An 11,268-nucleotide genomic window follows, 5' to 3' on the forward strand; every position below is an offset into this window, starting at 1 on the left:
CCATAGGCGGTCGATCGACGCATTTACTCCGGGGGTCGGGTACCGTGCCAGCAGTGCAGGCAACCTTATCGGCCCCGCGCCAACCATCATGATCACTGTGCAGAGCTACTAGGGCGCGCCCTCTTCGGGCGAGGCAGCTCCACACCGGCTGCTTGCAACAGCGTCCGGGCCGCCTCGCCAGCCGTGACGGCGACCTTGGGATCGCCGCGCACCAAGGCCGCGGCGATCGCGCCGTCGGCCAGGATCTGCAGCTGCAGCGCCAGCGTGTCGGGATCCTTTACCTTGAGCTTGGCCAGCAGGTCGCGAAACCACAGGCGGCGCTGCTCCTTGAAGGCGAAGGCGACCTTGTTGGCGGGGTGCGAGGCTTCCTTGATCTCGGCCACCGCGTTGACGAACGGACAGCCGCGGAACACGCCGGCTGAAAAAGTCCGCTCCAATCGCTCGAAATTGCCCAGGATCTGCTCGGCTGGCGGCAGGTCCGATATTGGCATGGGCCTGAGCCGCCGCTGCAGGTAGGCCACGATCAGCTCGTCCTTCGACGGAAAGTAGTTGTAGAGCGTGCGCTTGCTGATGCCGATCTCGGCCGCGACGGTGTCGACGCCGACGGCACGGATGCCTTGGCCATAGAACAACCGGTCGGCCGTCTCGAGGATGCGTTCGCGCATCTCATTCGAACGTGTTTCGGAACGCGTTTCGGATTGTGGCATTTATTACACAGACCTGTGTATTTTTCAGTTGACCGGCCGGACCCCGACCCTAGGGTACACAGACCTGTGTAATCAAGGGTGAACCCGATGAGCCTCATGAAAGAGCTGCGCCCGACCCTGCCGATCCTGGTCGGGGCGGCGATCATGCTGAGCCTGAGCGGCGGCATCCGCCAGAGCTTCGGCCTGATCATGCCGCCGCTGACCCGCGACATCGCCGTCAGCGTCTCCGACTTCGCGCTCGCCATGTCGATGCAGAACCTGGCCTGGGGCTTCCTGCAGCCGGTGGCGGGTGCGCTGGCCGTCCGCGTCGGCTTCCGGCCGGTGATGCTGGGCGGCAGCCTGCTCTATCTCGCGGGCATGCTCACCTTCGCCCTGGCCGACGGCATGCTGGGCGTGATGCTGGGCGCGGGCGTGCTGATCGGCCTGGCGCTCGCCTGTACCGCCTCGGCCATCGCGCTGGCAGTCGGCTCGCGCTCCGTATCCGGCAGCTCCCGCAGTCTGGTGCTGGGCGCCATCACTGCCTCGGGCTCGCTGGGCGCATTGCTTTCCGCGCCGTTGGGCCAGTGGCTGGCCGTCGACTTCGGCTGGCGTGCGGGCGTGCTCGGCTTCCTGGTCCTGGCGCTCGGCATGCTGCCGGCCGCCTGGATTGCCGGCCGCGTCGATCGCCTGCCCGTACCGGCGGGTCCCGGCGACCGGCGCGACGACTCGGCAAAAGCCGCGTTGATGCGCGCCTTCAGGACTCCGTCCTTCCTGGTGATGACCGCCGCCTACTTCGTCTGCGGCATGCAGCTCCTGTTCATCGCTACCCATCTGCCATCGTATCTCGCGATCTGCGGCATGGACCCGACGCTGAGTGCCCAGGCGCTGGCGGCGATCGGCCTGTTCAACGTGTTCGGCGGCCTGTTCTTCGGCTGGGCCGGCGGGCGCTGGTCCAAGCTCGGCCTTCTGGGCGGCATCTACATCGCCCGCTCAATGGTGTTCGGCTGGTATTTCGTCCTGCCGCCAACGCCCGTTGGCACGCTGGTCTTCGCCTCGGCGATGGGATTTTTGTGGCTGGGCGTCGGCCCCTTGGTCGCAGGCTCCGTGGCCGAGATGTTCGGCCTGCGCTGGCAGGCCATGATCCAGGGCGTGGCCTTCATGAGCCACCAGCTCGGCAGCTTTCTCGGCGCCTTCGGCGGCGGGCTGCTCTACGAGCGGCTGGGCTCCTACGACCTGGCGTGGCGCCTCGGCGTCGCGATCGGCCTCACCGCCGGCATCGTGCAGGTGAGCTTTGCCCTGCTGCGGCCGCCACCGCGACCGGCGACGGCCTGATCGGGATCACATCCCGGTCTTGGAGACCAGCGCCGGCTCGGCGCGATACGCCTGCGGGAACAGCCGCTTGAGACTGTCGACCTTCGGCAGGTCGTGCATGGCGATGTAAGGCTGGCGCGGATTGAGCGTCATGTAGTCCTGGTGATAGGCCTCGGCCGGATAGAAGGTCTGGCCGGGCTCGATCGTGGTGACGACCTTGGCCTTGTAGACGCCCGCCTGGCCGAGCTGCTCGACATAGGCCTTCGCAACACGCGCCTGCTCGTCGTTGGCCGGAAAGATCGTCGACCGGTACTGCGTGCCGACGTCGGGGCCCTGGCGATTGAGCTGCGTGGGATCGTGCGCCACCGAGAAATAGATCTGCAGCAGACGGCCGAGGCTCACCTTGTTGGGATCGTAGGTGATGCGCACCGACTCGGCATGGCCGGTGCGGCCCGACGTGACCTTGTCGTACTGCGCCGTCTCCTTGGCGCCGCCGGCATAGCCCGATACCGCGCTGGTGACGCCGTCGACATGCTGGAACACGCCCTGCACGCCCCAGAAGCAGCCGCCAGCCAGCACGATGACCTGCGGCGCCTGGCCGGCGGCGGCGTCCACGGCTGGCGGCGGTACGACCTTCGCGCTCTCGGCCCAGGACGGCAGGATGCCAAGGCCGATCGCCGCAACGGCGAGCGCGCCGCCGATCAGGGCAAGGGAAAGCCATCGGGTCATCGTCACTTCTCCGCGGTGAGAAAGGCGTTGAACGCGTCCTTGTAGTCGGCGTGCCAGCGCGACAGCGGCGGCCGGTTCCGGGTGATGTCCTCTGCCGCCCACAGGATGCGGCGATTGTCGACGTCGCGCGTGACCTCGTTGTCGGGGCAGATGATGTAGAAGTCGCCCTTGCCCATGCTCTCGACCAGCATGTCGATGACCTGATCGGGCGTCCACGCGCCCGCCGGCTTCTCGCTGCGGCCGCGCGCCGTCATGCCAGTGAAGGTCGAGCCCGGCACCAGCAGGTGCGCCGAGATTCGGTTGCCCTCCTCGTTGCGCAGGCTGTGGGCCAGCGCCTCGGTCAGCACCTTCACGCCGGCCTTGCTGACATTGTACGCGGTGTCGCCCGGCGGGCAGGTGATGCCCTGCTTGGAGTCGGTGTTGACGATGGCGCACGCCGTCTTCTGCGCCAGCATGGCGGGCGCGAAAGTCTGCACGCCGTTGATCACGCCCCACAGGTTGACATCGAGCACGCGCCGCCAGCGCTCGTAGTGATCGTACGGGCCGCCGCCCGGCGCCGTGCCGGCGTTGTTCATCAGAATGGCGACCTCGCCGAATGCCGCATAGGCCTTGTCCTTCAGCGCCTGCACGCTCTCGAGCTTGCTGACATCGGTCGGCACGGTGATCACCGCAGCGCGTCCGGCGGGTGCCGCCGCCGCGACCTCGTCGGCGGCGCGGTCCAGCGCCTCGGCCGACAGATCAGCCAGACAGACCTTCAGTCCCATCGAGGCGAAGCGGCGGGCCGCGGCAAGACCGATGCCGCTGGCGGCTCCGGTGATGACGGCGCTGCGGCCGGCGGCAAGGGCGGGATGAGCGGGCATCGGGGTTTCCTTCGCAGGTCGGAGGACAGTCGATTCTCACGATATAGTCGAGAAACTATAACGTGATCGCATCGCGAGGTTACCGGCATGAAACAGCATTCCTTCGGCCGGCTCTGGCCGGTCTCCACCCTGACCTTGGGCGGCGGCGGGCTCGGCATGCTGTGGGGCGCGACGACGTTCGATGAATGTGTCGCCACCGTGCACGATGCTGTGACGGCCGGCATCACCCTGCTTGATCTGGCGCCGCGCTATGGCGACGGCAAGGCCGAGCAGGTCGTCGGCGAGGCGTTCGGCGGCAAGCTGCCGGCCGGTCTGCACGTCACCAGCAAATGCAATCTCGGCAACCTGGCGCCCGACCAGGTCGAAGGCACCTTGCGCCAGTCGATCGAAACCAGCCTGAAGCGCCTGCGGCTGCAGCGCCTCGACCTCTTCTTCCTCCATTCCAACATCGTCCCCGACCAGGCCTTCATTGCCCGTGCGGCGGCCGGCGCTGCCGAGCGCATGACGCCCTATGCCACCTTCGTCGATCGTGTGCGGCCGGCCTTCGAACGCTTCGTCAGCGAAGGCCTGATCGGCGCCTGGGGCATTACCGGCATCGGCGAGCCCGACACCCTCATCAAGGTGCTGGGCGAGCAGCCGGCGCCGGCGGCGGTGCAATGCATCGCCAATCTGCTCGACTCGCCGGGCGGGCTGAAATTCTTCGACGGGCCGGCCAAGCCGCGCGCCGTGATCGCGGCGGCGCGGGCTGCCGGTGTCGGCATTATGGGCATTCGCGCCGTGCAGGCCGGCGCCCTGACCGCCGCCATCGACCGAGAGCTGCCGGCCGATCATGCCGAACTGCGCGACTATGCGCGGGCCGCGCCCTTCCGCGCGATCTGCGAGGAGCTCAACGAAAATCCCGCCGTGGTCGCCCACCGCTACGCGCTGGCGCTCGACATCGACACCCTGGTGCTGGGCGTGAAGAACCGCCGCGAGCTCGCCGAATGCGTGGCCGCCGCCGAGGCCGGCCCGTTGCCGGCCGACCTCGTGCGGCGCATCGATCAGGCCGTCGTCAGGCCTGGTCCGGCTTGAACGTCGCCTCCGGCGGCACCTCGGGCTTGCGCCACCTGAAGCGCAGCTCCGAGAGACCGGTGCTCACCACATAGAACACCGGCGTGAACGCCAGGCCGAAGACGGTGACGCCCAGCATGCCGAAGAACACCGCCGTGCCCAGCGACTGACGCATCTCCGCGCCGGCGCCGAAGCTCACGACCAATGGCACCACGCCCAGGATGAAGGCGAGCGAGGTCATGAGGATGGGCCGCAGCCGCGTCTTGGCGGCGCTGACCGCGGCGTCGAAGCGGTTCATGCCCGCCTCGTGCGCCTGCTTGGCGAACTCCACGATCAGGATGGCGTTCTTGGCCGCGAGGCCCACCAGCACCACCAGGCCGATCTCGACCAGGATGTTGCGATCCAGCCCGCGCAGCACGACGCCGGCCATGGCCGCCAGCACGCACATCGGCACGATCAGGATGACCGCGAGCGGCAACAGCCAGCTCTCGTAGAGCGCCGCCAGCAGCAGGAACACGAAGATGACCGCCAGGCCGAAGGCCAGGATGGCCGTGTCGCCGGCGAGCTTCTCCTGCAGCGCGATCTCGGTCCATTCGAAGCCGAAGCCCGAGGGCAGCACCTTCTCGGCCAGGCCCTCGATGGCGCGGATGCCCTGTCCCGACGAGAAGCCGGGCTTCAGCGCCACCTGCATCTCGGCCGCGGGATAGAGGTTGTAGCGCGCCACGCGATAGGGACCGGTCGTGTCGGAGAAGGTGGCGACCGAACCGATCGGCACCATCTCGCCGCTGGACGAGCGGGTTTTCAGGTTGCCGACGTCGCGCACGGTGAGCCGATAGGGATCGTCGGCCTGCGCCGTCACGCGATAGGTGCGGCCCAGGATATTGAAGTCGTTGACGTAGCCCGAGCCCATGTAGACCGACAGGGTCTCGAACACGCGCGCGATCGGCACGCCGAGCTGCTCGGCCTTGGTGCGGTCGATCTCGGCCCAGATCTGCGGCGTGCGCGTGCTGAAGAGGGTGAAGGCCTGGGTGAGGCCCGGCGTCTGCCCGGCCGCCCCGGCCAGCGCCCAGGTGGCGCCCTCGAGCGCCGGCAGCCCGCGCGCGGCGCGATCCTGCACGTAGCCCTTCAGGCCGCCGCCGGTACCGATGCCCGGCACCGAGGGCGGCTCGAGCACGAACACGAAGGCCTCGCGCAGCGAGAACATCTTGCCGCGCAGGTCAGCCAGGATCTTGGCCATCGGCAGGTCGCGGCGCTGCTCGAACGGCTTGAGGGTGACGAAGATCACGCCGGTGTTGGGCGCGTTGGTGAAGGTGGCGCCGTCGAAGCCGACGAAGGACACGGCATGCTCGACGCCCGGCGTCGCCATGATCATGTCCGACGCCTGCTTCACCAGCCGGTCGGCGCGCTCCAGGGTCGAGCCGGCGGGAAGCTGCATGGCGGCGATCAGGTAGGAGCGGTCGAGCTGCGGCACCAGGCCGGTCGGCGTGTTGACCAGGATGTTGCCGGTCAGCACCAGCAGGCCGGCGTAGATGACCAGCACGATGGTGGTCCAGCGGATCAGCCGCGCCGTGGCCCGGCCATAGAAGTTCGACAGCCACTCGAAGCCGCGGTTGAACAGCCGGAAGAACGCATTGATCGGCCACATCAGCCGGTCGAGCAGCGTGGGTTTGGGCTGCTCGACGTGCGACAGCGCATGGGTCTTGAGCAGCAGCGCCGCCATGGCGGGAGACAAGGTCAGCGACACGAAGCACGAGATCGCCGTCGAGGCCGCGATGGTGATGGCGAACTGCTTGTAGAAGGTGCCCTGCAGGCCGGTGATGAAGGCGGTCGGCAGGAACACTGCGATCAGCACCAGGGAGATGGCGATCAGCGCGCCGCCGACCTCGTCCATGGTCTTGTGGGCCGCGGCCTTGGGCGACATGCCCTGCGTCAGGTAGCGCTCGACGTTCTCGACCACGACGATGGCGTCGTCGACGACGATGCCGATCGCCAGCACCAGGCCGAACAGCGACAGCGTGTTGAACGAGACGCCGACCGCCGCCATCACGGCGAACGAGCCGATCAGCGACACCGGGATGGCCAGCAACGGGATGATCGCCGCCCGCCAGGTCTGCAGGAACACGATCACCACGATCACGACCAGCAGCAGCGCTTCGAACAGCGTCTCGATCACCGCATCGACCGAGGCCTGGATGAACTCCGTCGGATTGTAGACCACCGAATAGTCGAGGCCGGTCGGGAAGTCCTTCTTCAGCCGCTCCATCGTCGCCTTGATCTGGTTCGAGGTGGCGATGGCGTTGGAGCCCGGGCGCTGGAAGATACCGAGCGCCGTGGCGTTCTTGTTGTCGAGATAGGCGTTCAGCGTGTAGTCCTGCGCGCCCAGCTCGATGCGGGCGACGTCGCGCAGGCGGGTCACCGAGCCGTCGGGCTCGGCGCGCAGCACGATGTTGCCGAATTCTTCCGGCGCGGTCAGGCGGCCCAAGGTCTGCACCGACAAGGTGAAGCCGCCCGGCGATACCGCGGGCGCCTGGTTGATGGCGCCTGCGGCGACCTGCAGGTTGGCGGCGCGCATCGCCAGCATCACCTCGCCGGCCGTCAAATTGTGGGCGGCGACACGGGCGGGATCGAGCCACACGCGCATCGAATAGTCGCGCGCGCCGAACACCAGCACGTTGCCGACGCCGTCGATGCGGCCCAGCACGTCCTTCACGTAGAGCGTGGCGTAGTTGGAGATGTACTGCTGGTCGCGGCTGCCGTCGGGCGACGTCATATGCACGACCATCATCAGGTCGGGCGAGGCCTTGCGGACCACGATGCCGAGCCGCTGCACGTCTTCGGGCAGGCGCGGCTGAGCCACCGCGACGCGGTTCTGCACGTTGACCTGGGCCTGGTCGATGTTGGTGCCGGGCTTGAATACCACGTTGATCGACAGCCGCCCGTCGCCGGTCGACTGCGAGTTGATGTAGAGCATGTCGTCGACGCCGTTGATCTCGAGCTCGAGCGGCGTGGCGACGGTCTGGGCGATCACCTCGGCCGAGGCGCCGGGATAGGTGGCCGTGACGTTGACGGTGGGCGGTGCGATCTCGGGATATTCCGCGACCGGCAGGCCGAACTGGGCGATGCCGCCCACGATCAGGATGATGATCGACAGCACCGCGGCGAAGATCGGCCGGTCGATGAAGAAATGGGAAAAACGCATGGAGTGAGCCTGGTCTGGGGGCTGTGGCTATCGGCAGCTGTCATCCCGAGCGTAGCGAGGGATCTTTCGGATCAGGAAAGATCCCTCGCTACGCTCGGGATGACAGTGAGGCACTATTGGTTGGGCTTGGCTTCGGCGGTCTTGATCTCGCCCTTCTGGGGCACGACCTTGGCGCCCGGCCGCACCATCGGATTGGCGAGACCATCGAGCACGATATTGTCGTTTGCGGCGAGGCCCTCGCGGACAACGCGCAAACCGTCAACCAGCGGACCCAGCGTGACGGGCTTGGCCTTCACGACGTTGTCGGCGCCGACCGTGAACACGATCTTGCGCGCCTGGTCGGAGACGATCGCCGAATCGGGAATCAGCAGCGCATCGTACTCGCCGCCAAAGAGCTGGACGCGGCCGAAGATGCCGGGCGTCAGCAGCTGGTTCTTGTTCTCGACGACGGCGCGCGTGCGGATGGTGCCGGAGCGGGCGCTCAGCGTGTTGTCGACGAAGTCGACCTTGCCGGTGCGTGTCCATTCGCTCTCGTCGGCAAGACGGATACGCACCGGATTCACCGAATCGCGCGCCGACGCCATCGCGCCCGACAGGAACAGGCGCGTGTAGCGCAGGTAGTCCGATTCCGAGACGTCGAACACGAAGCGAATGGGATCGAGCGTGACGATGGTGGCGAGCAGGGTGGCGCCCTGCTGGCCGCCCTGGATCAGGTTGCCGGCATCGACCTTGCGGTCGGAGATGCGGCCGGCCAGCGGCGCCCTCACATCGGTCCAGTCGAGGTTGAGCTCGGCATTGCGCACCGCGGCCTCGGCCGTCTTGAGCTGGGCCTTCGCCACGGCGAGGTTGGCCTTGCGCTGGTCGTACTCGGCGTCGGGAATGTTCCTGGACTTGACCAGCGCCGCGCCGCGCTCGACCTGCAGCTCGGCGATATCGACCTGCGCCTTGTTGCGCGCGACCTCGGCCTCGGCACTTTGGACCGCGATCTCGAACGGCCGCTTGTCGATGGTGAACAGCAGGTCGCCGACATTGACGACCTGGCCGTCGCGGAAATGCAGCTTGTCGATGAAGCCCGAGACGCGGGCGCGCACTTCGACCTGCGCTACCGCCTCGAAGCGGCCCGAGAACTCATCCCACTGCGTGACGCGCTTTGCGACCGGCGGGGCGATGGTGACCGGCATTGCCGGGGGACCGCCCTGAGCAAAGACAGCCGATGAAGTGACAAGAAAAGCGAGGCCGGCGGCTGCCAGCAGGCGACGATGTAAGGACAAACGGGTACTCCCCCGCGAACGTTTTGCGGCGCGGCACATGTGGTTGTAGCAGCGGCCGGTTTCAATTCCGTCAGGAGTAACCATTGGAAACATCGTAGCCGGACTGATCCAAATGGATCAAACTACCCACAATTGGATTCATTCGTTGCAAATTTGCCGGTCCAGCGGTACGAATGGCTCAGTCTTTCAGGGGGAAAGCCCATGACCATCGTCAAACGTCTCCTCGTCGCCGGCGTCATGCTCGGCGCCTTCGCTTTCGCCACCGCCTCGGCCCAGACACCGTCGACCTTGGAGACCGTGAAAAAGCGCGGTCAGGTAATCTGCGGCGTCAATGTCGGCCTGGGCGGCTTCTCGCTGCCCGACAGCCAGGGCAAGTGGTCCGGCCTCGATATCGACATGTGCAATGCTGTCGCCGCCGCGGTGCTGGGCGATGCCACCAAGGCCAAGTACGTGCCGCTGTCGGCCCAGCAGCGCTTCCTTGCCCTGCAGTCGGGCGAGATCGACATGCTGGTGCGCAACTCCACCATCACGCTCGAGCGCGATGCCGGGCTTGGCCTGCAGTATGCCGGCATCAACTTCTATGACGGCCAGGGCTTCATGGTGTCCAAGAAGCTCGGCGTGAAGGGACTGGCCGAGCTCAACAACGCCACCATCTGCGTCGCCCAGGGTACGACCCATGAGTTCAACGTTGCGAGCTGGTTCCGCGGCCGCAACATGACCTTCAAGCCGGTCGTGTTCGAGAGCCAGGACGTGATGTACGAGGCCTTCTTCGCCGGCCGCTGCGATGCCATCACCCAGGATTCGTCGGCGCTCGCGTCGGCGCTCGCCACGCGCGGCCGCCAGGGCGACTACATGATCCTGCCCGAGCTGATCTCCAAGGAGCCGCTGGGGCCGTTCGTGCGCCGCGGCGACGATGTCTGGATGGCGGTCGTGCGCTGGTCGCTGTTCGCCATGCTGGAAGCCGAGGAGCGCGGCATCACCACCGCCAATGTCGACGAGCAGTTGAAGTCGACCGACGCGCTGGTCCAGCGCTTCCTCGGCGTGAAGCCCGGCAATGGCAAGGCCCTGCAGATCGACGAGAAGTGGGCCTACAACATCGTCAAGCAGGTCGGGAACTACGGCGAGAGCTACGAGCGCAACGTCGGCATGGGCAGCCCGCTCAAGCTGGCGCGTGGTCTCAATGGCCTGTGGACCAAGGGCGGCCTGATGTATCCCATCCCGCTGCGCTGAGGCGCCCAGGATCGGACAACAGACATGGAAGCCCGCGGCCCGCTGAACGCCTCGATCGTCGAGGCGTTCGATCTCCTGCCGCCGCAACTGCAGACGGCCGCGCGCTACATGCTCGACCGTCCTGACGACGTGGCGCTGCTGTCAATGCGCGAGCAGGCGCGTCGCGCCGGCGTGCCGCCCGCCACCATGACGCGGCTGGCCAAGCGGCTGGGCCTCGACGGCTACGACAGCGTGCGCGAGCTCTATGCCGGCGCGGTGCGTGCCGGCACCCTGGGCTTCGCCGGCAAGGCGGGCGTGCAGGTCGAGGCGCAGGCGCTGCATGGCGAGCGCGCGCTGGCAGCCGAGATGGCGACCCTGCTGTCGCGCCAGATTGCGGCGCTCAGCGAGCCTGCCGCGCTCGATCGGCTGGCCGAAGCCGCGAGCTGCCTGCACGAAGCGCGGCGCGTCTATTGCCTCGGTTTGCGCTCGTGCCACGCTGCGGCGTGGCACTTCCACTACATGCTGTCGCTTCTCGGCGACAAGACGGTGATGCTGGACGATGCCGGCGGCACCGGCCTCGATGCCATCCGCGACGCCGGCAGGACCGACGCGCTCCTGGTGGCGAGCGTGGAGCCCTATGCCCGCGCCACCATCGAGGCCGCGCGCTACGCGGCGGGCCGCGACGTGCCGGTCGTGGCGCTCACCGACTCCGAGGTCTCGCCGCTCGCCCAGATCGCCAACAACACCATCCTGGTGGCGACCAGCAGCCCGTCCTTCTTCCACACGATGACACCGCTCCTGGCCGTCGCCGAGATTTTGGCCGCCCTGGTAGCAGGCCGCGGCGGCGCCAAGGCGCTGGCTGCGCTGGAGCACACCGAGGCGCAGCTCGCCGCCTTCGGCGTGCACCTGCCCCGACGCAACGGACGCTGATCATGTTCATCCTCTTCGGGACC

Annotated in this window: 9 protein-coding genes; 4 read left to right on the forward strand and 5 right to left on the reverse strand. The window is 67.4% G+C overall.

The window, feature by feature from the left end; genetic code table 11:
• Positions 1–92 precede the first annotated feature (92 nt).
• A complete protein-coding gene (locus RSO01_RS43615) occupies positions 93–665 on the reverse strand; it encodes a TetR/AcrR family transcriptional regulator (RefSeq protein ID WP_147156880.1) in 573 nt (190 codons plus the stop codon).
• A gap of 129 nt (positions 666–794) precedes the next feature.
• Here RSO01_RS43615 and RSO01_RS43620 point away from each other — a divergent pair, with 129 nt between their 5' ends.
• Entirely contained in the window at positions 795–2,018 is a 1,224-nt protein-coding gene (locus RSO01_RS43620) for an MFS transporter (RefSeq protein WP_147156881.1), read from the forward strand.
• A 6-nt stretch (positions 2,019–2,024) separates the two neighbouring features.
• On the opposite strand, the gene msrA is transcribed toward RSO01_RS43620, so the two are convergent.
• Both msrA and RSO01_RS43630 read right to left on the reverse strand, forming a co-directional pair.
• Positions 2,025–2,726 (reverse strand): peptide-methionine (S)-S-oxide reductase MsrA, encoded by a 702-nt coding sequence (gene msrA / locus RSO01_RS43625; protein ID WP_147156882.1) that lies wholly within the window; start codon positions 2,724–2,726, stop codon positions 2,025–2,027.
• A 2-nt stretch (positions 2,727–2,728) separates the two neighbouring features.
• Complete coding sequence (locus tag RSO01_RS43630) at positions 2,729–3,586, reverse strand: SDR family NAD(P)-dependent oxidoreductase (protein WP_147156883.1); 858 nt, start codon at positions 3,584–3,586, stop codon at positions 2,729–2,731.
• An 87-nt stretch (positions 3,587–3,673) separates the two neighbouring features.
• Here RSO01_RS43630 and RSO01_RS43635 point away from each other — a divergent pair, with 87 nt between their 5' ends.
• Entirely contained in the window at positions 3,674–4,657 is a 984-nt protein-coding gene (locus RSO01_RS43635; protein WP_147156884.1) for an aldo/keto reductase, read from the forward strand.
• Here the strand turns inward: RSO01_RS43635 and RSO01_RS43640 are convergent.
• Positions 4,638–7,835, reverse strand: coding sequence for an efflux RND transporter permease subunit (locus RSO01_RS43640; protein ID WP_147156885.1), 3,198 nt, complete (start codon positions 7,833–7,835; stop codon positions 4,638–4,640). The two genes, RSO01_RS43635 and RSO01_RS43640, sit on opposite strands and share 20 nt — an antisense overlap.
• Positions 7,836–7,948: 113 nt before the next feature.
• Complete coding sequence (locus RSO01_RS43645; protein WP_246159218.1) at positions 7,949–9,016, reverse strand: efflux RND transporter periplasmic adaptor subunit; 1,068 nt, start codon at positions 9,014–9,016, stop codon at positions 7,949–7,951.
• A 291-nt stretch (positions 9,017–9,307) separates the two neighbouring features.
• Here RSO01_RS43645 and RSO01_RS43650 point away from each other — a divergent pair, with 291 nt between their 5' ends.
• Entirely contained in the window at positions 9,308–10,336 is a 1,029-nt protein-coding gene (locus RSO01_RS43650; protein WP_147156886.1) for an amino acid ABC transporter substrate-binding protein, read from the forward strand.
• 24 nt (positions 10,337–10,360) lie between these two features.
• Complete coding sequence (locus RSO01_RS43655; RefSeq protein ID WP_147156887.1) at positions 10,361–11,245, forward strand: MurR/RpiR family transcriptional regulator; 885 nt, start codon at positions 10,361–10,363, stop codon at positions 11,243–11,245.
• Positions 11,246–11,268: the final 23 nt, after the last annotated feature.

It is taken from the genome of Reyranella soli, assembly GCF_007992495.1.
Classification (GTDB): Bacteria; Pseudomonadota; Alphaproteobacteria; order Reyranellales; family Reyranellaceae; genus Reyranella; species Reyranella soli.